We start from the raw sequence: 24,504 nt of genomic DNA, 5'->3' as shown, positions 1-24,504 counted from the left end.
GGGGATCAGCGTACAATCCGCCGGCCCTGCGCATCAATCACCGGCTCCCCGTCCTCTTTGCTGAAGGCGCCGCGCTGCGGAGCCGGCAGAATCTCCAACACCGCCTCCGACGGACGGCACAGGCGCGTGCCAAGCGGCGTCACCACGATGGGGCGATTGATCAGGATCGGCTGTTGCACCATGAAGTCGATCAGTTGATCGTCGCTCCAGCCGGCTTCATCCAGCCGCAGCTCGGTATAAGGCTCGACGTTTTTACGCAACAACGCGCGCGGCGTCATGTTCATGTCGGCCAGCAACGCAATCAACAGTTCGCGGCTGGGGGGCGTTTCCAGATACAGAATCACCTCCGGCTCAGCGCCGCTGTTGCGGATCAGCGCCAACGTATTGCGCGACGTGCCGCAGGCGGGGTTGTGATAAATTTTGATGTCGCTCATGTCAGTTGCTCCGGTTATGGCAAAACGGACAGCCGCAGCACCAGCGCGGCCAGGGTGACGAACAGAATTGGCAGCGTCATCACCAGTCCCACGCGGAAATAATAGCCCCAGGTAATGACGATGTTTTTCCTTGCCAACACATGCAGCCACAGCAACGTGGCCAGGCTGCCGATCGGGGTGATTTTGGGGCCGAGATCGCTGCCGATGACGTTAGCGTAAATCATCGCCTGCCTGATGACGCCTTCCGCGCTGCTGCCGTCGATCGACAGCGCCCCTACCAACACCGTCGGCATGTTATTCATGACGGAAGAGAGAAACGCGCTCAGGAAGCCGGTGCCGAGCGTCGCCGCCCACAGCCCCTGCCGCGCCAGCGCATCCAGCACGCCGGACAGCAGATCAGTCAAGCCGGCATTGCGCAGCCCATAGACCACCAGATACATGCCCAGCGAGAAAATCACGATCTGCCAGGGCGCCCCGCGCAGCACTTTGCCGGTATCGATCGCCCGCCCGCGTTTCGCTACCGCCAGCAGCACCAGCGCGCCGCAGGCGGCGACCAAACTCACCGGCACGCCGAGCGGTTCCAGGGCGAAAAAGCCGATCAGCAACAGCGCCAATACCGCCCAACCGGCTCGAAACGTCGCGCGATCGCGGATCGCTTCCCGCGGTACCGGTAAACGCGTCAACGCGTAGCCCGGCGGAATATCCTTGCGGAAGAACAAATGCAACATCACCAGCGTCGCCGCCACGGCGACGAGGTTGACCGGCACCATCACCGCCGCATACTCCGTAAAGCCCAAGTGGAAGAAATCCGCCGAAACGATATTCACCAGGTTGGACACCACCAGCGGCAGGCTGGCGGTATCGGCGATAAAGCCCGCCGCCATGACGAAAGCCAGCACCGCCGCAGGACGAAAACCGAGCGCCGACAGCATGGCGATCACGATCGGTGTGAGGATTAACGCGGCGCCGTCATTGGCGAACAGCGCCGCCACCGCCGCGCCCAACAGGAGCATATAGGTAAACAGCCAGCGGCCCTTGCCGTTGCCCCAGCGCGCGACGTGCAAGGCGGCCCAGGCAAAAAAGCCGCTTTCATCCAGCAACAGGCTGATGATGATGACGGCGATAAAGGTCGCAGTCGCATTCCAGACTATCTGCCATACCACGGGGATGTCGCCGACGTGCACCACGCCGCTCAATAATGCCAATCCCGCCCCGATCGACGCACTCCAGCCAATACCCAGCCCCTTCGGTTGCCAGATGACCAAGATCAACGTCAGAATAAAGATCGCCCCTGCCACTATCATCGCTGTCCTTCCGCCCCTTTAAGTTTACATATTCGATTTTTCATATGTGTTTGCGTAAATTTTTTACCGTTACGGGCAACCTTTCGCCACGCGTTGCGCTAACTCCGTCATCTGTTCTGGCCGGCACTGATAAGCCTGCTCAATAATCGCCGCTGCCCAGGCCGGCATATGCGGCGACAGGCGATAATGTATCCATTTACCATCGCGCCGATCGAGCAGCAGCCCGCTTTCACGCAGCATCCCCAGATGCCTTGAAATCTTGGGTTGCGGCAGCGCCAGTGCGCCCGACAGCTCGCACACGCACAGTTCACCGGCGTGGCGCAACAGCAGCACCAAGGTCAGACGCGTCTCGTCAGACAGGTTTTTAAACAGCTTCAGCGGCGTCAATGACGGCATGTCACACTCCCGTTAACCTTTCTCTTCACCACAACTCGCTCGTGAAGATACCAGCTTCACATGCGAAAAAACAAATATAAAATGCAAAACGTTGCCCCCCTCACCGAGACATATACTTATCTTTATGCCGTTCTTGCAGGAAGGAGGTACCATGCCGCTCACATTCAAACGTTCGGAAAGGCTCTCCATCGGCACCGAAATAGAGTTACAGCTGGTCGATGCCGAGCACTACGATCTTACGGATCGAGCCGATCGGGTGGTCAGCGCGGTCGGCGACCGCCGGCGCGTCAAGCATGAGCTCACCAAATCGATGGTGGAGCTGAACAGCTCGGTGCACCGCGATCTCGATGAGCTGCACACCGAGCTGCGCGCCCTGACCCATACCGTCCGGCGCAGCGCGCAGCGCCTGGGCTGTGACGTCTGCGGCGGTGGCCGCCACCTGAGCAACGACTGGCGCAAGCAGGTCATCAGCGACAACGCGCGCTACAGGCAGCTGGCCAGCCGTTTTGGCTATCTCTCCAAGCTGGCCTGCGTGTTCGGCCAACACATTCACCTCGGCGTCAACGACGGGGACGAAGCGATGTACCTGTGCCATGCGCTGACGCCCTACTTTCCGCAATTGATCGCGCTCAGCGCCTCGTCGCCGCTGTATCAGGGGGTCGACACGTGCTTTGCCAGTTCCCGCTTCAGCGCCCAGAACTCCTTCCCCAACTACGGATGCCTGGAACACATCTACAGCTGGCATGAATTCAACGCCTACTACGAACGGTTGAATGCCGCAGGCGTGATTGAAAGCGTCAAGGATATTTACTGGGATGCGCGGCCAAAACCGGAGCTGGGCACGGTAGAGATCCGCATCTGCGATACGCCGCTGCGCCTCACCCACGCCGTGCTGCTGGTCGGTTACTGCCGCCTGCTGGCCGATTTTCTGTTGCAGCACCGCTCACCGATCGCGCCGGAATACGATGCCTTCACCAATTACAACAAGATCAACGCCTATCGCAGCGGCTTTGCCGCCGAATACGTCGATCCCGCGACGCTGCGCCGCAGCAGCCTGACCGCCCACATCCTGCACACTCTCGAAGCGCTGAGCGGTTTTGCCGAGCGACGGGAGGATCGTGCCCTGCTGCAGGCCGTCGAGCGCCATGTCCGCCAGGGCATCAGCGATTCGGAGCATATCCGCCAGATGTTGCACAACGGCCTGCCGCAAGCTCAGGTGATCAAGCGCCTGTGCGATGAGCTGTTGCAGCCTGCAAGTTAAGTTTCGGCTATCGATTCCATACGCCAAAGCCGCTGTTCATTATGTGCTCTTTCGCTACAATCGTGAGCACTGACATTCACCGTATCGAGGACACCATGTACAACTTCTCCCGCTATCAGGCAAAAGAACTGGCGCTGGCTTACATGAGCGGCAAAAAACACGATCTGTCGCCGCAGGAATTTTTGCAGCAGCTGAAAAGCAGCGAGCGATCGTTTGAGCATCTGCTGAAACACGGCAGCGAAATGCCGCGTGACGTGCTGGTTAAAAGCTTCTGAACAGCCGGTTGCCGGCCATTTTCCCTCTACGTCGCCGGTGGCGAGCCTGGCAGGCCCGCGCATTCCCGGCCGTTCATCCCACGTTCCTCATCCTGCCCGTTTCGCCCTCACAGGCGAAAACCCCATAAATTCGCACCTAGAGGCGAATTATTGACATATTCGTATCCAGGTGCGAATTTATAGTCATCCCTCCGCAAATAATGGAACACGCCATGCCGACGCCAATCAGCGTAATCAGCGGCGATCTGGTCGATTCCCGCCGATCAGACACCGTCAACTACCTCAATGGGCTGCATAACCTGCTCGATCGGCTGCGGCGTGACGGGCGGCTGCATCAGGTGGAAATCTTTCGCGGCGATGCCTTCCAGGCGCAGGCCGCGCCGGAGGACGGGCTGTTGCTGGCGGTGTACATACGCCTCGCGCTGCGGGCGATGGGCGCCGCGCACTGGGATGCGCGCATCGCCGTCGGGCTGGGTAGCCAACGGCCCGACGCCGCCGGTTACGGCAGCGCCTTTATCAACTCCGGCAGCGCGCTGGACGCCATGGCAAAAAATTGCCGGCTGGCTCTGAAAACCGACAACGATCGGACAAACGCCATTGTCAGCGATCTGCTGCCGATGTTAGATCATGTAATTGGCCGCCTGTCACAGGCCGAAGCGCGCATCGTTCAGGCGAGAATGTTCGCCGACAGCGGCGCCGCCGTGGCGGACCAGCTGCAAAAAGCCGCCTCCACGGTCTCCGCCGCGCTGAAACGCGCGGCCTATGAGGAAATCATGCGGTTTATTCACGCCATTAACAGGATCGTCTGACCATGGATCTGACCTATGCGCCTTTGCTGGCCTGGCTGTTGCTCGTCCATCTGCTGGCGGATTTTCCGCTGCAGCCGCTGAGTTGGGTGGAAGATAAAATCCAACATCGCGCGCGTTCGCGTTTTCTGCTGTTGCACGCGTTGCTGCACGGGGTGCTGGCCGCCTGGGTAGTGGCCGGTTTCGGCCTGCTGCACGGCGGACTGTCTTCACTGCAGGTGCTGGCCAGCCTGCTGGCCATCGCCGTCAGCCACTACCTGATCGATTTGCTGAAAGTCACCGCGATGAACCGCCTGAGCCCGGCCCGCAGCTTTCTGCTCGATCAGGGATTGCATCTGGCGGTGATCGCCTTACTGTGGCTGGGGCTGACGCCGAATGCCGGTGAACTGCTCGCCGCGCTGGGGCGGCAGCTGGGGCGTTGGCAAACCGGCCTGGTGCTGGTGGCCTACAGCCTGATTTATCTGCCGATGAGCCTGCTGATTGGGCAACTGCTGGCGCGCTGGACGCCGCAAATGCCGCCTTCGGCCAAGGCCGACAACGACTCGCTGCTGCGCGCGGGCAAACAGATTGGCTACCTGGAAAGAACGCTGATCCTGACCTTCGTGCTGCTGGGGCAAATTCCGGCGATCGGTTTTTTACTGGCGGCCAAATCTATCTTCCGTTTCGGCGATCTGCGCCAAAGTGACGATAAGATGCGTACCGAGTATGTGCTGCTCGGCACGCTGTTTTCCTTCACGCTGACCATCATGCTCGGCCTGCTGGTCAACAAACTGCTGTAGCGGTGCGGGGGCGAAAAATTTCGCCCCCGAAGTGAACGCCGAGGCGGCTTACAGCCACTCGCCGAAGCGGCGGATATAGAAACGCTTCATCAACTGCGCGACCACGCAGTAGCTGACCAGCGTTGCGGCCAACCACGGGAAGTATTCCCACGGCAGCGGCTGCAGGCCAACCAGGGCGCCGAGCGGCGAGAACGGAATGTAGATGCCGAGCGCCATCACCAGCCCGGTGGTCAGCAACACCGGCAGCGCCGCGGTGCTCTGAATGAACGGGATCTTCTGGGTGCGCAGCATATGCACCACCAACGTTTGCGACAGCAGCCCCTCAATGAACCAGCCGGACTGGAACAGCGCCTGGTGTTCTACGCTGTTGGCGGCGAACACGTACCACATCAGCGCATAGGTCGTAATATCGAAGATCGACGAGGTCGGCCCAATCCACAGCATAAAGCGCCCGATGTTTTTGGAATCCCACTTGCGCGGCTTGCGCAGGAACTCTTTGTCCATCTTGTCCCACGGCAGCGACAGCTGGGAAATGTCATACATCAGATTTTGAATCAACAGGTGGATCGCCAGCATCGGCAAGAACGGGATGAAGGCGCTGGCCACCAGCACCGAAAACACGTTGCCAAAGTTGGAGCTGGCGGTCATGTTCAGGTACTTGATGATATTGCCGAAGGTCTCGCGCCCTTTGATCACCCCCTCTTCCAGCACCATCAGATTCTTTTCCAACAGGATGATGTCCGCCGATTCCTTGGCGATGTCGGTGCCGGTGTCGACCGAAATGCCGACGTCGGCATCGCGCAGCGCCGGCGCATCGTTGATGCCGTCGCCGAGGAAGCCGACGGTATGGCCGTTGCTCTGCAACATTTTCAGCACCCGCGATTTTTGCAGCGGCGTCAGCTTGGTGAAGACCGTGCGTTGTTCCACTTCGCGCGCCAACTCTTCGTCATCCATCTGTTCAATCTGCAGCCCGGAGAGCGGCTCGCCCGGCTCCAGCCCGACATCGCGGCAAATCTTGCAGGTGATCACCGGGTTGTCGCCGGTCAGCACCTTCACCGTCACGCCGTTTTCCTGCAGTGCGGCGATCGCCTGCTGCGCGCTCTCCTTCGGCGGATCGAGGAAAGTCAGCAGCCCTTGCACCACCATGTCGCGCTCGTCGGCCACGCTCAGCGGTTCGGCCGGGCGCTGCGTATCCAGCTCGCGCGTCGCCAGCACCAGCACGCGGAAACCGTCTTCGTTATACTCGCGGGCCAGCGCCTGCAGCGCCGCACGGCGCGCGTCGTCCAGTTCCAGCGTTTTGTCGCCTTCGCGCACGTGGGTGGCGATCTCGAGCATCTCCTCTACCGCGCCCTTACAGATCAGCTGCTGCTTGCCATTTTCGTCCGCCACCACGATCGACAAACGGCGGCGCACGAAATCGAACGGCAGCTCATCCACCTTGCTGAAACGGCCCAGGGCTTCGATCCCCGGTTTGCCGCGCCCGAAACGGATCACCGCCTGGTCCATCAGGTTCTTCATGCCGCTCTGATGGAAGCTGTTCAGCCAGGCCAGGTGCAACACCTCGTTATCCCTGGCGCCAGTGACGTCGATGTGGTGCTCGAGAATGATGCGATCCTGGGTCAGGGTGCCGGTCTTGTCGGTGCAGAGCACGTCCATGGCGCCGAAGTTCTGAATGGCGTTCAGGCGCTTCACCACCACCTTGCGGCGCGACATGGCGATCGCCCCTTTCGCCAGGTTGGAGCTGACGATCATCGGCAGCATTTCCGGCGTCAGGCCGACCGCCACCGCCAGTGCGAACAGCGCCGCCTCGCTCCAGTCACCCTTGGTGAAGCCGTTGATCAGCAACACCACCGGCACCATCACCAGCATGAAGCGAATCAGCAGCCAGCTGACGCTGTTCACCCCGCGATCGAACGCGGTTTGCGCCCGCGAACCGACGATCGACTTGGCCAGCGAGCCGAAGTAAGTGCGCCCGCCGGTTGCCACCACCACCGCCGTGGCGGTGCCGCTGGCGACGTTGGTGCCCATCAGGCAGATATTGGACAGCTCAAGCAGCGCGTTCTCGCTGGACACTTCCCCTTCGCTCGACTTCTGCGCCACGTTGCCCATCGCATCGTATTTCTCGATAGGGATCGCCTCGCCGGTCAAAATCGCCTGGCTGATGAACAGATCGCGCGAGGCGATAAGACGCACGTCGGCCGGCACCATGTCACCGGCGGAGAGCTGAATGATATCCCCCGGCACCAGTTCGCGGATCGGCACTTCCAGCGTCAGCGGATGCGCGCTGTAGCTGCTGCGGCGCAGTACAGTAGCGGTGGTGCGCACCATCGACTTCAACGCTTCCGCCGCTTTGTTGGTGCGGTATTCCTGCCAAAACCGCAGCAGCCCGCTCAACGTGACCATGGTCAGAATGATAATGACGCCGGTGAGTTCAGTTTCTTCACCGCTCTGGAGCGGCAGCCAATAATCGGTAAAGAAACTGATCGCAGCCAGCACCATCAGCACGAAGATAAACGGGTTGTTAAAGGCCTTGATCAACTGAATCAAGGCATGCGGCGCCTTGTCGTGGGCGACCTGGTTGGCGCCGAACTGCTCCAGCCGCTCATCGGCATCGTCCTGGGTCAAGCCGTTGCGGTTGCACTTCAGGTTCGCCAGCGTTTGGGCGATGCTGTTGGTCGCCTCTTGCGCAATGGCGTAGGTCACCGCGTCTTTATCACGGCGACGCATTCTTTCATTAATCTGAGTCATAACGCTATTCTCTTATTTTCGTTCTGCGCACAGGGAGATCCCGCCCGATAAACAGGTGACTCTGCGCAGAGTGGAATTTTTTAATTAGCGTGACTGAATAGCGTGATTACCCTGTCAGCCACGCAAAAATCATTTCCCTTCCGGGGTCATCGTCCATAACGCCTCCTTAATGCTCCGCGTTATTCAAGGCACTCATGAATAAAACCGAACATATAATCAAGTTAATCAATATTTATATTATTACTCAGACCGGTAATTCGGACGCGACGCGCCAACGCACGGCGCTCACGCTTTTTTCCAGACTGACGCGGCAAACAATACCCTCAATTTCTTTTTGCGCGGCCGGCGTAGCGGTAATTTCCGCACACACTTCCAATTGCCCCGGACTGGCAATATCGGCGCTGCGCAAGGATTGCAGCCGCAAGGCGACGCCGTTCAGCGCCTGCAGAATCAGGGTGCGCACCAGAATTTCATCCTGCTCGCCGCAGGTCACCTGAATGCGATAGCACAGTTCCAGATCGGTCGCCTGCTGGTGCGGCTGCAGGTTGATGCGCTGCGCGGCCTCGCGCAGCAGGATATTGGCGCACAGGATCACCAGCGTGGCGACCACCGCATCCCAATGCTGGCCCAGGCCGCACAGGACGCCGATCCCCGCCGAACACCACAGAGTGGCGGCGGTGTTGAGGCCGCGAATGTTCAGCCCTTCACGCATGATTACGCCGGCGCCGAGGAAGCCGATACCCGAGACGATCTGCGCGGCCACCCGGCCGGCGCTGGCCGGATCGGTGGACATGGAGCTGAGAATGAAGACCGCCGCACCGGTCGCCACCAGCGCATTGGTGCGCAGGCCGGCCATGCGTTGGCGCCACTGGCGCTCGGCGCCAATCACCGCGCCCAGGCACATCGCCAGCAATAAATTTAAAACGAAAGGAGTCATAGCCATGACTTTCCCCTTAATTAACCACAGGAGATAAAATCATGTGCTGTTTAGCACACGCGAAAACGCGCTGAAAATAAATCAGCGAATCAGCGTGTCATGCCTGGAGGGAAAAGGCTGTGGCTGCAGAATACCATAATAACGTCCAACTCAATTCGCCTGAAGCCACCTGGCATCAGGAAACGTTTTCTTATTCGGGTATGCACAGCTCAGAAATAACTGGAGAGGGGTGCTGCCCGCCGATAACGGCAAGCAACAAATCAGAAGAGAATTGGTCAGCTTGCCTTATTTATTTTATTACAACTACAACTGTCCAATTGGGTTTCTCCACCGAAATTTTGGCTGAGTATAGTGACGTCGGGTAATGAAGTAAAGGCCAATTTATTAAACGAAAAATAAACTGGAATACCGCAATGATATTCCAATGTCACAAATAGAAGATGGCGACATTGGGCGCCGACGCCGCCTTCCGGCCGCTGCATCAGGCCCTGTGGGACAAAGCGCTGACCGCCAACTTCAGCGCGCAGCCATTCGCCGGCGTAGCGGCCCGCAGCCTGCGCGCCAAACTGGCCGATGGCCGTACGTTCGACGTTGCACCTTAGCAAGGTCGCCGGCGGTGGGCTACGCTAGGCTATATTTCCGACGACCCGCAAGGAGTGGCCGATGACGCCTCTGATCCACACTCTGCTCGACGAAATTTGGCAAAGCCTGGGACAGCGCCCCGCCCCCGCCGACCGGCTAACCGTAAGCGGCACCGGCGCATTGCCTTCGGCTTTTCCCGTCACCGAATTGGCTACCGCCGCCTGGAGCGCCGCCGGTTTGGCCTGCGCCGAGTTGCTTCGCCGCGAGGCAGCCAACGCGCCGCAGGTCTGGGTCGATCAACGCCTGGCCTCGCTCTGGTTCGGCTGGACGCTGCGTCCGCTGGGGTGGACGCTGCCTGCGGCCTGGGACGCGCTGGCCGGCGACTATGCGACGACGGATGGCTGGATACGCCTGCATACCAATGCGCCGCACCATCGGCGAGCGGTGGAGCAAGTGCTGGGTTCGGCATCGGATAAAGGCACGCTGGCGGAACGCGTGCTGGGCTGGAAAAAAAGCGAGCTGGAGGAAGCGGTGATCGAAGCCGGCGGCTGCGCGGCCCAAATGCGCTCGGCGGCCGCGTGGCGACAACATATTCAGGGCAAAAGCGTAGCGCTCGAACCGCTGATCCACGCCTCGCTGCAGCCGGAAGCGCCACCTCCGGGCTGGGCGCTTCCCGTCGCCCGGCCGCTGCACGGCGTACGGGTGCTGGATCTGACGCGCATTCTCGCCGGGCCGATCGCCACGCGTTTTCTTGCCGGTTTGGGTGCCGACGTGCTGCGCATCGATCCCTACGGTTGGGATGAGCCCGGCGTTGAACACGAAGTCATGCTGGGCAAGCGCAGCGCGCGCCTCAACCTGACCAATGCGCACGATCGCCATACGTTTGAACATCTGCTGAGAAACACCGACGTGATCGTGCACGGCTACCGTGCCGGTGCGCTGGAGAAATTGGGTTATGGCGCGGAGGAAAGGCGCGCGCTGGCGCCGGGCCTGATAGACGTCTGCCTGAATGCCTACGGTTGGAGCGGGCCGTGGCGCACCCGGCGCGGTTTCGACAGCCTGGTACAGATGAGCTGCGGGTTGGCGGAGGCGGGCATGGTTTGGCGTAGCGCCAGTTTGCCGGTGCCGTTGCCGGTACAGGCTCTGGATCACGCCACCGGCTATTTGATGGCGGCGGCGGTGCTGACCGGTATGGCGCAGCGCCTGAGCCGCGGCACCGGCTACCACGCGCGGCTGTCGCTGGCGCGTACGGCGCAGCTGCTGCTGGCGCATCCCTGTTCGGCAGATTATCGGCCGGAACCGCTGGCGCCGGCCGGCCCCGCCGACGAGAACCCGGAAACGGAATTGACTTACTGGGGGGGCGCGCAACGCCTGCGCGCCCCGTTAAGCCTGCAGGGTACGACGCTGCAATGGGCGCTGCCGGCGACCACGCTCGGCACCTCGCAACCGGAATGGCTGCGCCGTTAAACCGCCGCCAACTGTTGCTGCAGCCACTGCAGCAAGCGGGTGACCGCCGGCGTCAGCCCGGCGGTCTGCGGCCACACCAGATAAACGTCGTCATCGCTCAGGCGACAGGGCGCGGCCAACGCCACCAGTCTCCCGGCGTCGAGGGCATCCTGCACCAGCAGCTTTTTCACCAGCGCGATGCCAAACCCTTGCTCCGCCGCGCGAATCAACAATCCGGCATCGTTGAACAACGCCTGTTGCCGCCCGCACAGCGAGCGCCCTTGCGCATTGAACCAATCGCGCCAGGGACTGACGTCGTGCTCGAGCAACGGAATATCGCCACCGTTCTCGAACGCCGCCCCCCATTCTCGCGCCATATCCGGCGAAGCGACCGGCAGCACGTCACCCGACGCGATGCGCTGCGCCTGCAGCCCCGCCCATTGACCGCTGCCGATGCGGATCGCCGCATCGAACCCTCGCTGCGACAGATCCTGCAGCGCCAGCGACGCATCGATATCCAGCGCAATATCGGCGCAGGCCTCATGAAAAGCAGGCAGACGCGGCAACAGCCAATAATGGGCAAAAGACGGCAACACGCTGATGCGCAGCGTCTGGCTTGTCGCCGCACGTCGGGCGCGGGCGACGCCCTGCTGCAGCGCCTGCAGCGCCGGTTCCACCGCCGCCAGCATCTCTTTCCCGGCCGCATTCAGGCGCACGCCGCGCCCGCGCCGTTCAAACAGCGGATAGCCGACCGCCTGCTCCAGCAACTGAATTTGCTGGCTGACCGCACCGTGCGTCAAATGCACCTGCTGCGCCGTGGCGCGCAAATTTTCCAACCTGGCGGCGATCGCAAAGGTCGGCAAGACATGCAGGGGAATGCGTTCATTCATCATTGGTTAACCAGGCTATCCAAAAAGGTTATTTTTCATCGATTTTGACCGGCAGGCAAATGTTCTATGTTTACCCCATCATCCCTGACGCTTTCGGAGCCGCCATGCACCCACGTTTACAACAAGACCTCGCACAGTTTCCGCAGATCCTCGACCACACTCGCCAGTTGGCGGAAGATTTTCTGACCGGGCTGCAGCAACGCTCGGTCTGCCCACCGCGCGATCAACAGCAGCTGCATCCGGGAGACGATCGGCTGGCGGAAAACGGCGAAGGCGCCCTGGCGGCGCTGGATAACTTTTGGCAACGCTATCAGGCCGGCATTTCCGCCAGCGCTGGCCCGCGTTATTTCGGCTTCGTCACCGGCGGCGGAACCCCGGCAGCGGTAGCGGCGGACTGGCTGGTTAGCGTGACAGACCAAAATAGCCTGCTCAGCCATGATACCATCGCAGCCACGATCGAGCTGGCGGCTGTGACACAGTTGAAATCACTGCTGGGCCTGCCGGAAACGTTCAGCGGCAGCCTGGTCAGCGGCGCGACCATGGCCAATTTCACCGGGCTGGCCATTGGCCGGCAGTGGCTGGGACAACAGCATGGCGTGGATATCGCCCAACAGGGCCTGGCGGCGCTGGGTTCCATCCGGGTATTGTCGGCCAATCCACATTCCAGCAGCGTGAAGGCGCTCAGCATGCTCGGTATCGGCCGCGAGGCGCTGACGACCGTCGCCAGCCTGCCGGACTCGGAAGCCATGGATATGGAAGCACTGGAACGGCAGCTCGCCGCCGGCGCCGGCCAGCCAACGTTGGTGCTGGCCAGCGCCGGTACGGTCAACACCGTCGCGTTCGACGATCTGCCGCGTCTGCTGACGTTGCGGGAGCGTTATCCGTTTTGGCTGCATGTCGATGCGGCATTTGGCGGCGTGGCGGCATGCTCACCGCTATACGCTCCAAGGCTTGAGGGTTGGCAGCATGCCGATTCCATCACTGTCGACGCACACAAGTGGCTGAACGTGCCTTATGACAGCGCGATCCAATTTACCCGCCATTTGGATCTGCAAATGCAGGTATTTCAGAACCATTCGGCCTATCTGGAAGCACCGACATTGCGGCCAGACAACTATCTGCATCTGACGCCGGAGAATTCGCGCCGCTTCCGCGCCCTGCCGCTCTGGCTGACGCTGAAAGCCTATGGCCGCAGCGGCATACGGGATATCGTCGAGCGCAACGTCCGATTGGCGCAGGCGCTGGGGGCGGCGCTGGCAGCCGATGACGGTTTCCAGCTGCTGGCGCCGGTGAATTTGAACGTGGTCTGCTTCGCACTCAGCCATCCACAGGGCGACAGCGAGGCGGCGCGCGATCGTTTTCTCGAGCGCCTGAGCCGGCACGGCGTGGTGTGCTGCACCCCTACGCGTTATAACGGTCAGCCGGGGATCCGCGCCGCACTGGTCAACTGGATGACGGAAGAACAGGACATCAGGCTGGCGTTGGACTCGTTGCGCCATTGCCTGGCGGAAACGGCCTAACGCGCGCGGCGTATTACCCGAGTTGGAAGGCCTGCAAACGCCGTTCTTGCCGCCCGTCATCGCCGATATTATCCGGCGACAGCCAGGCGGCAAACGCCGCGCGCCGCGCCGGCCATTCCCCGTCGACGATCGACAGCCAGTCGGTGTCGCGCGTGCGTCCTTTGACGACGACGGCCTGGCGGAAGGTGCCTTCATAGCGGAAACCCAAGCGCTCGGCGGCCTGGCGTGAAGGAAGATTGAGGCTATCGCATTTCCATTCGCAGCGCCGGTAGCCAAGATCGTCGAACAGATGCCGCAGCATCAGGAAAATCGCCTCGCTACCCAGCGCGCTGCGCTTCATCAGCGGCGACCAGTTGATAGTGCCCAGTTCGGCCACGCCGTTGGCAGGATCGATGCGCAAAAAAGCGCAGCTTCCCACCGCACGCCCGTTTGACTGATCGATCACTACCATCGTGTTTCTGTCAGCGCTGGACGCCTGAGCCTGAAGATAACGCTGGAAATCTGCGCGCGACTGCGGCCGCTCCCAAAACAGATAAGTCCAGTCGCGATCGTCCTCGGCGGATTGATAAGCCTGATAAAGCGCCTCCCCCCAGCGCTCGAGGTTAAGCGGTTCGAGGCGGCAAAACCGCCCTTGCAGTGGCGAGTGCCCGGGCATGCCTGCCGGCTGCCAATGAGGGAGGGCTTCGCCTATCGGCTGCCCATACTGATTCCGTCTCACCGCGACATCCTGTTTTTGAAAGGTGGAGAGGCAAGTTAAAACCAACGCGGGCCAGAGACAACTCCGACCTGCCATTCCTCCCCTGCGGATCGGGCAGCAGGATGATAGTTTAGAGAAATCACTCAATCACCGTTAAACATTCACGAAAATTATTTCATTTAAAATAAATATCCAGATAACTCATTGTAAAACGGTGATTTATAGCAACAAATAAGCTACACATTCCGGCCATAATGTTAACTTTCGTTTGCCGTTATGATAAAAAAAGAAGTGCTAATCATTAGCATGGAAAGCATGAAATCAACACAAATTAATGATTTTTAAACAAAAAAATAAAACAACCTCAGAGAGGGTATTTTTTAATCACTCAAAAAATGCGCTGAAAGACTTCAAAAAAACGACACATGAATTTTTTTTAAGACTTTTCCTAGCAAACTAAAATTTTGTTTCGTGACATGATGAACAGATTCGCGGCAAGCAATGCCGGCAGGCGCGGGCGCCAAGCGCAGATCAGGCTCAACATGCCGAAGCTGGACGAGCAGCAGATCGCTCTGACTTAAGCCAAACTTATAGATTCATGCAATTAATAAGTTTAGTATGAAAATATCATTGAGTGACGCCGTGTTTATTGATAGAACACTCGCTACACTGAATTATTGCTCCATTTTGCCTTTCGGCTTTTTAGGCTTTTTTCATATTACCGCAGTAAAACGGATTTAAGTGGGGGTGCGATATGCCAACGATTATCATGGATTCATGCAGCTATACCAGATTGGGGTTAACCGACTATCTGACTTCGCATGGCGTGAAGAAGCGCCATATTAATGCCATCGAGGACATTGACAGCCTGCATGAAAAATGCAGCAAGTTGAATCCGAGCCTGGTGTTTATTAACGAGGACTGCTTCATCCACGAAGCAAACGCCACCGAGCGAATAAAACGGGTGATTTCACTGCACCCGGATACGTTATTCTTCATCTTCATGGCCATTACCAACGTACATTTCGACGATTATTTATATGTTCGCAAGAACGTCATCATATCGTCAAAATCCATCAAGCCAGAGACTATGAATCAGCTACTTAGCCACTATCTCGAGAGAACGTCCCTCCGTACGGAGAAATCCTCTCTGGATCAAACGCCGGTAACGCTGAGCCAGACTGAATCAAACATGTTACGCATGTGGATGTCCGGTCAAGGCACCATCCAGATATCAGACCAGATGCAAATAAAGGCCAAAACGGTCTCTTCCCACAAGGGAAACATCAAGCGGAAAATAAAAACGCACAACAAGCAGATCATTTATCACGTTGTTCGTTTGACCGATACATTGACCAGTGGAATATTCGTCAATAGCCGCTGAACCACAGAGAACGCCCCCGCTCTGTTTTACCAGCCGTTAAATACCCGATGATAATGTCATCTGGATAGCAGCCGCTGGAACCACAAAAAAATACCTGTTGCGTTATCCCCCGCTAGCGCAACGGGTATTTTTTTGCCGTCGATAAAAAAAATCTTACCGCAATGAAATAATCTCAAAATGGACAATTTCATTAGCAAATTAATGAGATTAGCCTAAGTTACTGCCCGTGCTCGCGACAGGGCTCCACAAACGTGCCGTCACGGCTGTCGATCTCATTAAAAAACCATACGCCCGCCGGGTAGTCGTCAAGAGAAACCAGGTACATGGTGCCTTCGTTGAACACCTCTACGGCCAGAATGACGCCTTCACGCCGCGGGCCGCCGTCTGTTTTTACCGTCACTCGATCGTTAACTTGCATACCCTTCTCCCTTATTTACGATTGCCGTCAGTGTATTACAAAACCGGAGGCGATGGACACCGCTCCAGCCCTGCCGGCCTCTGCTATCAGCGTAGCAGCCGCCTGGATTTTCACTTTCTTAACGGTTTGGCCGCAGAATCTTAAGCCGGCCTCGCGTAGCCTGTCTTCAGGCGTTTCCCCCCCAGAGAAGCGCTCGCAAATGAAGAAGTAACAAGGAACTTTTGCCCGCAGACTTGCGGGCTTTTTTTTGCGCGCTGCCAAATTGCAGGCATAAAAAAACCCGCCGCAGCGGGTTTTTTTCAATCAGCGCCAGGCGCCAATTAGATAGCGGTAACGTTAGCCGCAGATGGACCTTTCGCACCGTTCTCGATAGAGAACTGTACGTTCTGGCCTTCAGCCAGGGTCTTGAAGCCTTGATCCTGGATAGCAGAGAAGTGTACGAATACGTCTTTGCTGCCGTCTGCTGGGGTGATGAAACCAAAACCTTTAGCTTCGTTGAACCACTTCACTTGACCTTTGATCATGTTAGACATGTCTAATTTCCTTCAATAATAAATGTAAGCCGCCATGGGCGAGGTAGCCGGTCATCAGTTACTTATGGAGGCACTGGAAAGGAAATTCGTCAGAGAAGGGCTATCCGGGATAACGCTTTAAATTTGAACTACTTTACTCAAAATGTCGTGCATAAATAGGTCTGTACCACAGGCCGACATCATTAACTCATGAGCGAGCGGCAATAGCAACCTTTTTCGCCGCGATGGGACGCTAATCTCGGCTAAACGCACAGGATTTGACCCTGTCTGCCGATAGGGCCGCCGCCTGGCTCGCCCGTAACGCCCAAGGCAAATGATAGTAATTCTCGTTCTGCTGTTTTATAGTTGCCTGACGAAATCATTCAGGGAGATTCACCATGCCGAGATGGCTTACATTACCGGCTGTCAGTGCCGCCGCCCTGCTGGCCTTTGCCGCTTACAGCGCTCCGCAGAGTGCACTGGAGCTCAATTATCAAGCCCCCGACCCCAGCATGATTCCCGCGCCCAAGCCGCCTGCCCCCTCAGGGCCGGCCCCCAAAACGGGAAAACCGCCGATTGCCTGGACAGAGGCGAGAAATAAAAGCGGTTTTCGCGTCGATATTGAGTGCGATCATCCTGGCTGCAGCAAACCGCGCGCCAAACCTTATCCCGCGTATGAAGGCCCGGTGAAGAAAACCGATCGCCGCCGCCAGTCTGATCCCTATTCCACCAATAAGGATCCCGATTACAACATTCAGTTGGGGTATGAGTGGTAGTGGCGCTTTCGGAGTAATGCCTATATCAGCCTCCTTTGCCGCTGCATAGAATATGCCTCAGTTCACCACTCCTCCTGGTGTTGAACACAACAAGCTGTGTTGCAAATCTTTATGCGCCTCCCTATAGGCGCTTTTTTTTTGCCTATCCCTCAAAGCGTCTTCCGATTACAGATTGCTCTCATTGCCCCACAAAGTGATGAATGTCACAAATACGCCTCCTTGCCATTCTTATTCGGAGGTAACGTTCATGGCCACAGGATCCCTTGCCCTCCTGGCCGTCTTGGCCGGCATTGCGGGCTTCGCCCTCTACAAGCATTTAAAATCTCAGAAAAAAAGCACACTCGTCCGCCCGCACGATCGGTAACCGACAACGCGCTTTCACCGCGAAGGCCCGGCACATCGCGCGCCGCGCCTTCGCGGGCCGTCATGCTTTCATCACAAAATTGTCACATTATGGCCATATGATGATTCGCGTTTATCCGCTCTGGCTTAACACCAAGGATTTCGCCCATGACCATAATTAAAGCTGCAAACCATCAGGAAGCAGAAAAACTCATCCGCGCCGGCACCGCCAAGAAAATCGAACTGGCTTACGATATCGGCAGCGACGACTTCTTCCAGCTTGCCAGCCTGTGGTGCGATAAAGGCGCCAAAATCTCCAAAGGAAAAGAACACTTCATCGTCTCGTTAAAAGGGTTCCGCATCCCGCCTAACGATTAATGCCCTGCCGCCCATCGCGGCGGCTTCGCCTCTTCCTCGCAAAACCGCTCTATTCAACCACGCGCGCCTCATTCGATTTCGCTAAGCTAACAGCAGACTTTATTGCGGACGTTTCGCCTGATAACCACGTCCGCCACGATGAGGAGAGTAACCATGTCAACAAATGCAGCGCTGCCCGGCACGATGAAAGCGATTGAAATCAGCGAACCGGGCGCTCCCGACGTTCTGGTCGTTACCGAACGCCCGGTGCCCGCTCCGCAAGCGGGCGAACTGCTGGTGAATATCGCCGCCGCCGGCGTTAACCGCCCCGACGTGCTGCAGCGCCAGGGGAACTATGCGCCGCCGCCAGGCGCCTCGGATATCCCCGGCCTGGAAATTGCCGGCGAAGTGGTGGCCATCGGTGAAGGCGTGACCCACTTCGCGCTCGGCGATCGGGTTTGCGCCCTTATCGCCGGCGGTGGCTATGCGGAATACTGCACCGTGCATGAAAGCAATGCGTTGCCGGTGCCGGCGGGGCTGAGCCTGACCGAGGCCGCCGCGCTGCCGGAAACCTTCTTTACCGTCTGGGTCAACGTGTTCCAGCGCGGTCATCTCAAAGCCGGCGAAACCGTGTTGATCCATGGCGGCACCTCCGGTATCGGCACGGTCGCCACCATGCTGGCGAAGGCCTTCTGCGCCCAGGTGATCACCACCGTCGGCTCCGAAGAGAAACGTCAGGCCAGCCTGGCGCTGGGCGCCGACGTGGCGATTAATTACCGCAGCGAAGACTTTGTCGCACGCACCAAAGACGCCACCAACGGTAAAGGCGCCGACGTCATCGTCGACCTGATCGCCGGCGATTATGTCGCCAAAAACTATCAGGCCGCAGCGATGGAAGGCCGCATCGTGCAAATCGGCACGCAAAACGGCGTGGTGAAAGAGCTCAATCTGATGCCGCTGCTGTTGAAACGTCTGACCCATACCGGGTCGACGCTACGCTCGCGCAGCGTGGCGGACAAAGCGCAGATTGCCGCCGATCTGCGCGAAAAGGTTTGGCCGCTGCTGGAGCGTGGCGTGCTGAAACCGCAAATTTTTAAAACCTTCCCGCTTGAGCAAGCCGCCGCCGCGCATACGCTGATGGAGTCCAGCGAGCACATCGGCAAGATCATGCTGACGTTCTGAGCCCATTCCCCGCGGCCGGTGCTGCGGGGAAACCAATGCCACGTTCAGGGAATGATGCCGCGGCGGCGGAACTCATCGAACAGTGAGAAAAACATGGCTTCGGTTTCGACAAACTGGTGGAAACCGAAGCGCCGCGCCTTGCTGCCATCCGCGAACATGTCATAGTCCCAGGAAAAGACGAAATCGGCGAAACGCCAGCCGGCCACCGCGCGATAGTCAGGTTCGGCCAATTGGTGCCGCTGCGCCAGCTCCCGCCACAGCGACGCTTTGTCCGTCATCATGATCTCCAGCGACATCGGCAGCGGCGGCGCGCATTCCAGCCCAAAGTAAGCGGCGATTTTCGGCCACATCTCGCTCCAGCGAAACAGATCGCCGTTGTTGATATTAAACGCCTGATTGGCCGCCGCAGGTTCGGTCGCCGCCCACAGCGTGGCGCGCGCCAACAGCCCGGCGTCGGTCATTTCCAGCAGGCTGTGGTAAGCGCCCGGTTTACCCGGGAAGCGCAACGGCAGCCCGAGCGCTTTGCTGATCGACGCGTAAACCGCGATGCTTAACGCCAGATTCATCGGGTTGCCGAGGGAGAAGCCCCCCACCACGCTTGGACGGATGGCGCTCCAACGCCAGCGTTTGCCGGCCTGCCGCTGCGCCAGATACTGCTGCTGCGCCGCGTTAAACTCCGGCGGCATATGCCCGACATCGCTTTCGCGCGCCGGCGTTTTAAACGGCCCCAAATGCGCGCCATACACCTTATAACCCTGCATCAAACTGATGTGCTCCAACGCCGGCGCGATCGGCTCCAGCCCTTCGACAACGTGTTGCAACATCTGCAGGTTCGGCGCCACCAGCCCCGCCCAGTCCGGCGCATCCTGATAGGCGGCATAGAAAACGTGACTAATCGCGCTCAGCGGCCGCAGCGCGTCGCGCGTCGCCGCCGCATCCAGCAGATCAACCTGAAGGTGGCGCACCCCCGGCGCCGATTGTCCCCCCCGGCGCGAGACGCCCACCACTTGCCAGCCCTGACCGGTCAGCTCCTCAATCAATCGGCGCCCAATCACGCCATTGGCGCCGATCACCAATGCCTGTCGCTTTGTATCCATCTTGCCACTCCTCAGGTTGTCGATACCCTGAGTGTCATTGATTAGTAATACTTGCGGTAGAAGAGACCTTCCACTAACACTTATAAGAAAAATCTATAGGCAAGATCGACATGGATAAGCTGAACGCAATGAAAACCTTTATGCGGGTGGCGGAGCTGGGCAGCCTGTCGGCCGCCGCTCGCGATCTGCGTTTGACGCAGCCGGCGGTCAGTCAGCAAATCGCCGGTCTGGAGCAGCAACTGGGGGCACAACTGCTGTTTCGCAGCACCCGGGCGGTCACCCTGACCGATGCCGGCAGCAGTTATTATCAGCGCCTCAAACCGATTCTGGCGGCGATCGATGAAGCGGAAGAAGCGCTGCACGGCCAGCACCACCAGTTACAGGGCAATCTGCGCATTCATGCCCCGACCGGGTTCGGGCAGTTGCACGTCACGCCGCTGGCCATCGCTTTCCAGCAACGTCATCCGAACCTCACCATCGAGCTGCTGCTGGACGATCGTCGCGCCGACGTGATCGGCGAAGGCATCGACGTGGCGCTGCGTTTCGGTGAACTGCATGCGCCCGGCATGGTGGCTAAACGTTTGGGCGAGCTGCAACGCCTGCTGGTGGCGTCACCGGCCTACCTGGCCAAGTATGGCGCTCCACGTTCGCCGGCGGAGCTGGCTAAACATGCGCACATTCGTTACAGCGGTTTGAACGACGGCGATACGCTCACTCTGTTCGGGCCGCACGGCCCCGAGATGGTCGCTCTGCGGCCCACGTTCCGCGCCAACAATACGCTATCGCTGCTGGCCGCCATTGAGGCTGGAGCCGGTATCGGCGGCGCCCAACGGCCTTTAATCGCCCAGCAGCTGGCGACGGGGGCGCTGGTGCCCGTTTTGCCGGAATACCGCTACCCGCCCATGGCGCTGCACGCGGTCTATCCCGCTTTACGTTTTATTCCGGAGAAAGTGCGCGCCTGGGTGGCGCATCTGCAGCAGGCGTTGACGGCGATCGAGGGAATTAGCGGAGTGAATGCTCCCGGCCAGACGCCGGGAGCCTAATCATTATTTGAACAGTTTACCGACCATATCGCCCAGCTCGTTGCTGTCTTGCTGCACTTCACCGTTTGGTGAGGCGGCATCCGCGACCGTTGGCAAGAACTGTGCAATGGTGCTGGACGCCTGTGCAGGATCGATGCCCAGCTTTTCAGCCAGTTGGTTGATGGCGTCGCTACCCAACGCCTGCTGCACATGGTCGCCGGTAATCGGCTGATTTTCGCCATTGCCGAGCCAGGAACCGACGATATCGCCGAACTGCCCCTGACGGAACTTGTCCAAAATGGCCTGCAGGCCGCCTTGTTGCTCGACCCACTGCATAATGGCGATGTAGTCGATACCTTTACCACCGTTGGCGCCGCCGCCCAGAATGTTACCCAATACGCTATCGAACAGACCCATGATATTCCCCTTTCAGCGGGTACGGCCCGCGCCGCACCGCCGGATTGATTTCACGAAAAAGGGCCGCCGCGGCGACCCTGTTGAGCAACGGCTGCTTAGCCTTTGATCTTCCTGTAGACAAAAAGCACCACCAGGGCACCGATGACCGCCACCACAAAGCTGCCCAGGTTAAAACCGTCAACGCGGCCCATACCGAAGAAGGTGCTGATATAGCCGCCGACGACGGCGCCCACGATCCCCAATATAACGGTCACAATAAAGCCGCCGCCGTCTTTGCCCGGCATAATCCACTTGGCCAGGATACCGGCGATTAAACCAAAAATGATCCAGGAAATGATGCCCATCTTTACTCTCCCTATTACCTTTTGCCTAACAGAAATCCTATTACCAGGCCCACGACGGCGCCGGCGCCTATCCCCGCCCAAGGGTTATCCTTGAGGCAGGCACATGATTGCTCGAGCGCTGCTTTTACACCGCTGCTCACTTCGCAGGCGGTGGTTTTCACGTAGTCGCTCGGTTGCTCAACACCGTTTAGATCGTCATTTTCATATGACATGTCAAATCCTTACAGACCAACCCTCTGAGAATTTCGTCACATGTTTCGCGCCAGGCGCCGTCCGCTCCGCGATCTTGCTCTGGGCAATCTGCCCGCTGCCGCTCAATGCGGAGGCTTCCGGCGGCAAACGCACAACTTCACACTATGACTATAGTAAAAAATCAGCGGTTTACCTATTTCCGTCCGTCTGAATTTCACCATACAAAAAACGATCTGATTTCATCCCGCTGTCATCTTGCAAGGCTAAACTTTAAACATATCCTCCGGGAGGAAACGCCGATGTTCAATGCACCTTTTGTCCTGATCCTCGCGCTACTGTACGCACTGGCCGCCGCTTGGGACGGTTCCGTAGCGTTACTGTTTCATTAAGGTTACATAGCCGTTGTCACTTTTGCGATGCGCTTAATTGTGTCTTTATTTTTCAATTTCGCCAGCCGATTGAAATAGCGGAAAACATCCCCTCCTCCCTCGGTAAAAATCCTATTTCGCTTCGTTTTTCGCCTGCGTTTAAATAAAGCGTAAAAAAAGCATTAATGGAAAATTCTGTTTAGCACAAAATATTCTATCATCTTCCTCATGACAATTTGGGTTAAGGTCCCATTGGCAAAGAAAAGGAATGACAGGAAAAATGCTTTATAACCAACGCTTTGAGCGCGAATTCTTGCGCCCTCGTTATTGGTTGTTGTGGATAGGACTGGGAATACTCTATCTCTTGGTATTACTGCCCTACCCGCTCATTTATCGGCTCGGACACGGCCTTGGCAGAATAGCCATGCGCCTAATGAAACGCCGGGTAAAAATAGCGCGCCGCAATTTAGAACTCTGCTTCCCCGCAATGCCCGCCGCCGAGCGCGAGGCGCTGATCGTCAAAAATTTTGAGTCCGTCGGCATGGGCCTGTTCGAAGTCGGCATGGCCTGGTTCTGGCCCGACTGGCGCATCGCCCGCTGGTTCAAGGTGAGCGGCATGGAAAACATGCGGCTGGCGCGTCAGGACGGCAAAGGCGTTCTGCTGATCGGTCTGCATTTCCTGACGCTGGAACTGGGCGCACGCATTTTCGGCATGCAAAACCCCGGCATCGGTGTGCATCGCCCGCACAACAACAAGCTGATGGAATGGGTACAGACCCGCGGCCGGCTGCGCTCAAATAAATTCATGATCGATCGTAAAGATATCAAAGGTATGATCCGCAACCTGAAACAGGGCGAAATCCTGTGGTACGCGCCGGATCACGATTATGGGCCGCAAAGTAGCGTATTCACACCGTTCTTCGCCGTGGAAAATGCCGCCACGACCACCGGCACCTTTATCCTGGCGCGCATGGGGCGGCCGTCGATCGTGCCTTTCGTGCCGCGCCGCCTGCCAAATGCTCAGGGCTATGAGCTGATCGTGCAGCCGCCGTTGACGGACTTCCCGCTGGATGATGAAACGCGCGCGGCGGCCAAGATGAACCGCGTGGTGGAAGAACAAGTGCTGCTGGCCCCCGACCAATACATGTGGCTGCACCGCCGCTTTAAAACCCGCCCACCCGGCGAACCGTCGCTGTATTGACCCCTTCGCGCCTTTGCCCGTCACACCGCCGGCGAAGGCGCGCTCACCTCGCACAAGCATTCTGCGCCAGGGGAACTACACTAGTAAGTCACCGACGGCAATTATTGCCGCCAGCAATCATTTCGTCCGCCCGAGAGTCGGTCGTTGCCTGTCGGGCCATAATCGAGGTCAATGTCATGCTGGTACAACCCTATCTGTTTTTCAGCGGTAACTGTGAGCAAGCGATTAACTTCTACGTACAGCAGTTGAATGCCAAAGTTGAAATGGTCATGCGCTTTAAAGACATGCCCGAAGAAGCCCGGCAAGGCGGATCGCAGGACGTCAATCCGGAAGCGATCATGCATGCGCGCCTGCTGATCGGCGAAGGCGTGCTGATGGCCTCCGACGGCTGTCCGCAGGATGACAGCGGCGGTGCTTCTCACAAAGGTTTCTCGCTGTCGCTGAACCCCAGCGATGCGGAACAAGGACGCAAACTGTTCGACAATCTGGCGCAGGGCGGCCAGGTGACGATGCCTTACCAAGCCACCTTCTGGGCCAAAGGTTTTGGCATGCTGACCGACAAATTCGGCGTCAACTGGATGATCAACGTCGAATAACCCCGCATGGCGCCGCTAGCCATAGCGGTGCCAGTCATACGCCGCCTTGGCGAACAGCACGAACAGCAGCGCCAACAGCACCAATCCCAACCGCCAATAGGGCGACCGGCGGCGGCGCCAGGCGAAGTACATCATCACCGCCAGCGTTCCCAGCGTAAGGGGGTAATACACCGCCAGCGTCAGTAAAGCGATAATGATGTAATCAGACATGGCTCTTTCAC

Annotated in this window: 28 protein-coding genes; 14 read left to right on the top strand and 14 right to left on the bottom strand. The window is 58.4% G+C overall.

Going from position 1 to position 24,504, the window contains the following annotated elements; translation table 11 throughout:
• Positions 1-5 precede the first annotated feature (5 nt).
• From arsC to AC2CGQ_RS04365, 3 genes are all read right to left on the bottom strand, one after another.
• A complete protein-coding gene (gene arsC, locus AC2CGQ_RS04375; RefSeq protein ID WP_261438053.1) occupies positions 6-434 on the bottom strand; it encodes an arsenate reductase (glutaredoxin) in 429 nt (142 codons plus the stop codon).
• A gap of 14 nt (positions 435-448) precedes the next feature.
• Positions 449-1,738, bottom strand: a complete 1,290-nt coding sequence (locus AC2CGQ_RS04370) for an arsenic transporter (protein ID WP_004935077.1) — start codon at positions 1,736-1,738, stop codon at positions 449-451.
• A 69-nt stretch (positions 1,739-1,807) separates the two neighbouring features.
• A complete protein-coding gene (locus AC2CGQ_RS04365; RefSeq protein ID WP_166730120.1) occupies positions 1,808-2,134 on the bottom strand; it encodes a metalloregulator ArsR/SmtB family transcription factor in 327 nt (108 codons plus the stop codon).
• A gap of 151 nt (positions 2,135-2,285) precedes the next feature.
• On the opposite strand from AC2CGQ_RS04365, the gene AC2CGQ_RS04360 reads away from it, so the two are divergent.
• The 4 genes from AC2CGQ_RS04360 to AC2CGQ_RS04345 all read left to right on the top strand — a co-directional run bounded on the left by AC2CGQ_RS04360 (position 2,286) and on the right by AC2CGQ_RS04345 (position 5,255).
• Positions 2,286-3,395: a YbdK family carboxylate-amine ligase gene (locus AC2CGQ_RS04360; protein WP_004935083.1), complete on the top strand. Its 1,110-nt coding sequence runs from the start codon at positions 2,286-2,288 to the stop codon at positions 3,393-3,395.
• 95 nt (positions 3,396-3,490) lie between these two features.
• Positions 3,491-3,670 (top strand): hypothetical protein, encoded by a 180-nt coding sequence (locus tag AC2CGQ_RS04355; RefSeq protein WP_004935085.1) that lies wholly within the window; start codon positions 3,491-3,493, stop codon positions 3,668-3,670.
• 212 nt (positions 3,671-3,882) lie between these two features.
• Positions 3,883-4,479, top strand: coding sequence for a hypothetical protein (locus AC2CGQ_RS04350; protein WP_015378329.1), 597 nt, complete (start codon positions 3,883-3,885; stop codon positions 4,477-4,479).
• Between the two features lie 2 nt (positions 4,480-4,481).
• A complete protein-coding gene (locus AC2CGQ_RS04345) occupies positions 4,482-5,255 on the top strand; it encodes a DUF3307 domain-containing protein (protein WP_164044850.1) in 774 nt (257 codons plus the stop codon).
• A 48-nt stretch (positions 5,256-5,303) separates the two neighbouring features.
• Here the strand turns inward: AC2CGQ_RS04345 and mgtA are convergent, their stop codons facing one another.
• Complete coding sequence (mgtA, locus tag AC2CGQ_RS04340) at positions 5,304-8,003, bottom strand: magnesium-translocating P-type ATPase (RefSeq protein WP_166445219.1); 2,700 nt, start codon at positions 8,001-8,003, stop codon at positions 5,304-5,306.
• A gap of 244 nt (positions 8,004-8,247) precedes the next feature.
• Positions 8,248-8,946 carry an MgtC family protein gene (locus tag AC2CGQ_RS04335; protein ID WP_004935097.1) on the bottom strand — a complete coding sequence of 233 codons (699 nt, stop codon included), beginning with the start codon at positions 8,944-8,946 and terminating at the stop codon, positions 8,248-8,250.
• 434 nt (positions 8,947-9,380) lie between these two features.
• On the opposite strand from AC2CGQ_RS04335, the gene AC2CGQ_RS04330 reads away from it, so the two are divergent.
• Entirely contained in the window at positions 9,381-9,542 is a 162-nt protein-coding gene (locus AC2CGQ_RS04330) for a hypothetical protein (protein ID WP_162837997.1), read from the top strand.
• 61 nt (positions 9,543-9,603) lie between these two features.
• Complete coding sequence (locus AC2CGQ_RS04325) at positions 9,604-10,989, top strand: CoA transferase (protein ID WP_166445220.1); 1,386 nt, start codon at positions 9,604-9,606, stop codon at positions 10,987-10,989.
• Here AC2CGQ_RS04325 and AC2CGQ_RS04320 read toward each other — a convergent pair.
• Complete coding sequence (locus tag AC2CGQ_RS04320) at positions 10,986-11,861, bottom strand: LysR substrate-binding domain-containing protein (RefSeq protein WP_166445221.1); 876 nt, start codon at positions 11,859-11,861, stop codon at positions 10,986-10,988. The two genes, AC2CGQ_RS04325 and AC2CGQ_RS04320, sit on opposite strands and share 4 nt — an antisense overlap.
• Positions 11,862-11,962: 101 nt before the next feature.
• Between AC2CGQ_RS04320 and AC2CGQ_RS04315 the strand changes: the two genes are divergently transcribed.
• Positions 11,963-13,378, top strand: a complete 1,416-nt coding sequence (locus tag AC2CGQ_RS04315) for a pyridoxal phosphate-dependent decarboxylase family protein (RefSeq protein WP_015378335.1) — start codon at positions 11,963-11,965, stop codon at positions 13,376-13,378.
• Between the two features lie 13 nt (positions 13,379-13,391).
• Here AC2CGQ_RS04315 and AC2CGQ_RS04310 read toward each other — a convergent pair whose 3' ends face one another.
• Positions 13,392-14,033: a GNAT family N-acetyltransferase gene (locus tag AC2CGQ_RS04310; RefSeq protein WP_079007628.1), complete on the bottom strand. Its 642-nt coding sequence runs from the start codon at positions 14,031-14,033 to the stop codon at positions 13,392-13,394.
• 796 nt (positions 14,034-14,829) lie between these two features.
• Here AC2CGQ_RS04310 and rcsA point away from each other — a divergent pair.
• Positions 14,830-15,459: a transcriptional regulator RcsA gene (gene rcsA / locus AC2CGQ_RS04305; RefSeq protein WP_004935115.1), complete on the top strand. Its 630-nt coding sequence runs from the start codon at positions 14,830-14,832 to the stop codon at positions 15,457-15,459.
• Positions 15,460-15,676: 217 nt separating this feature from the next.
• On the opposite strand, the gene dsrB is transcribed toward rcsA, so the two are convergent.
• Positions 15,677-15,877, bottom strand: coding sequence for a protein DsrB (gene dsrB / locus AC2CGQ_RS04300; protein WP_004935117.1), 201 nt, complete (start codon positions 15,875-15,877; stop codon positions 15,677-15,679).
• A 320-nt stretch (positions 15,878-16,197) separates the two neighbouring features.
• Positions 16,198-16,410: a transcription antiterminator/RNA stability regulator CspE gene (gene cspE / locus AC2CGQ_RS04295; RefSeq protein ID WP_004935122.1), complete on the bottom strand. Its 213-nt coding sequence runs from the start codon at positions 16,408-16,410 to the stop codon at positions 16,198-16,200.
• Positions 16,411-16,787: 377 nt separating this feature from the next.
• Here cspE and AC2CGQ_RS04290 point away from each other — a divergent pair, with 377 nt between their 5' ends.
• The 3 genes from AC2CGQ_RS04290 (at position 16,788) to AC2CGQ_RS04280 (ending at position 19,046) form a co-directional block, all read left to right on the top strand.
• Entirely contained in the window at positions 16,788-17,165 is a 378-nt protein-coding gene (locus AC2CGQ_RS04290) for a hypothetical protein (RefSeq protein ID WP_099981967.1), read from the top strand.
• A gap of 510 nt (positions 17,166-17,675) precedes the next feature.
• Positions 17,676-17,885: a hypothetical protein gene (locus tag AC2CGQ_RS04285; RefSeq protein WP_004935132.1), complete on the top strand. Its 210-nt coding sequence runs from the start codon at positions 17,676-17,678 to the stop codon at positions 17,883-17,885.
• A gap of 153 nt (positions 17,886-18,038) precedes the next feature.
• On the top strand, positions 18,039-19,046 hold the full coding sequence (locus AC2CGQ_RS04280) for an NAD(P)H-quinone oxidoreductase (protein ID WP_484593492.1): 1,008 nt from the start codon (positions 18,039-18,041) through the stop codon (positions 19,044-19,046).
• 44 nt (positions 19,047-19,090) lie between these two features.
• On the opposite strand, the gene AC2CGQ_RS04275 is transcribed toward AC2CGQ_RS04280, so the two are convergent.
• On the bottom strand, positions 19,091-20,143 hold the full coding sequence (locus AC2CGQ_RS04275) for an SDR family oxidoreductase (RefSeq protein ID WP_099981966.1): 1,053 nt from the start codon (positions 20,141-20,143) through the stop codon (positions 19,091-19,093).
• Between the two features lie 110 nt (positions 20,144-20,253).
• Between AC2CGQ_RS04275 and AC2CGQ_RS04270 the strand changes: the two genes are divergently transcribed.
• Positions 20,254-21,186 carry a LysR family transcriptional regulator gene (locus tag AC2CGQ_RS04270; protein WP_075686727.1) on the top strand — a complete coding sequence of 311 codons (933 nt, stop codon included), beginning with the start codon at positions 20,254-20,256 and terminating at the stop codon, positions 21,184-21,186.
• 3 nt (positions 21,187-21,189) lie between these two features.
• Here AC2CGQ_RS04270 and AC2CGQ_RS04265 read toward each other — a convergent pair whose 3' ends face one another.
• The 3 genes from AC2CGQ_RS04265 to AC2CGQ_RS04255 form a co-directional block, all read right to left on the bottom strand.
• Positions 21,190-21,582 (bottom strand): YidB family protein, encoded by a 393-nt coding sequence (locus tag AC2CGQ_RS04265; RefSeq protein ID WP_004935144.1) that lies wholly within the window; start codon positions 21,580-21,582, stop codon positions 21,190-21,192.
• Positions 21,583-21,677: 95 nt separating this feature from the next.
• Positions 21,678-21,926, bottom strand: a complete 249-nt coding sequence (locus AC2CGQ_RS04260) for a GlsB/YeaQ/YmgE family stress response membrane protein (protein ID WP_004935146.1) — start codon at positions 21,924-21,926, stop codon at positions 21,678-21,680.
• A 14-nt stretch (positions 21,927-21,940) separates the two neighbouring features.
• Positions 21,941-22,138, bottom strand: coding sequence for a glycine zipper domain-containing protein (locus AC2CGQ_RS04255; protein WP_004935148.1), 198 nt, complete (start codon positions 22,136-22,138; stop codon positions 21,941-21,943).
• 628 nt (positions 22,139-22,766) lie between these two features.
• Here AC2CGQ_RS04255 and AC2CGQ_RS04250 point away from each other — a divergent pair.
• Together AC2CGQ_RS04250 and yjdN are read left to right on the top strand one after the other, a co-directional pair.
• Complete coding sequence (locus AC2CGQ_RS04250; protein ID WP_076740706.1) at positions 22,767-23,687, top strand: Kdo(2)-lipid IV(A) acyltransferase; 921 nt, start codon at positions 22,767-22,769, stop codon at positions 23,685-23,687.
• A 176-nt stretch (positions 23,688-23,863) separates the two neighbouring features.
• Entirely contained in the window at positions 23,864-24,283 is a 420-nt protein-coding gene (gene yjdN, locus AC2CGQ_RS04245) for a VOC family metalloprotein YjdN (protein ID WP_021505787.1), read from the top strand.
• Between the two features lie 15 nt (positions 24,284-24,298).
• Here the strand turns inward: yjdN and AC2CGQ_RS04240 are convergent, their stop codons facing one another.
• Positions 24,299-24,493 (bottom strand): hypothetical protein, encoded by a 195-nt coding sequence (locus tag AC2CGQ_RS04240; protein WP_015378344.1) that lies wholly within the window; start codon positions 24,491-24,493, stop codon positions 24,299-24,301.
• Positions 24,494-24,504 lie beyond the last annotated feature (11 nt).

The organism is Serratia sp. DFXYC6, assembly GCF_057196085.1.
The sequence above is the reverse complement of the archived record's forward strand: the minus strand, read 5'-3'. Positions and strand labels throughout refer to the sequence as shown.